Origin of the sequence: Duganella violaceipulchra (genome assembly GCF_019166075.1) — a bacterium.
Lineage (GTDB): Bacteria > Pseudomonadota > Gammaproteobacteria > Burkholderiales > Burkholderiaceae_D > Rugamonas > Rugamonas violaceipulchra.
In genome coordinates this window covers 1-255 of sequence record NZ_JAHTGR010000211.1, presented here as the reverse complement: position 1 = coordinate 255, position 255 = coordinate 1, and the positions used below count along the sequence as shown (strand labels likewise).

Sequence of the window (255 nt, the reverse complement as noted above, 5' to 3'; positions counted from 1 at the left end):
CTCGCGGGTTGGCGGCCCTCTGTATGTACCATTGTATGACGTGTGAAGCCCTACCCATAAGGGCCATGAGGACTTGACGTCATCCCCACCTTCCTCCGGTTTGTCACCGGCAGTCTCATTAGAGTGCTCTTTCGTAGCAACTAATGACAAGGGTTGCGCTCGTTGCGGGACTTAACCCAACATCTCACGACACGAGCTGACGACAGCCATGCAGCACCTGTGTACTGGTTCTCTTTCGAGCACTCCCCAATCTCT

Annotated in this window: 1 rRNA gene; it reads right to left on the bottom strand. The window is 54.5% G+C overall.

Going from position 1 to position 255, the window contains the following annotated elements:
* Positions 1–255: ribosomal RNA gene (locus KVP70_RS35930) — 16S ribosomal RNA — on the bottom strand; the annotation flags it as partial.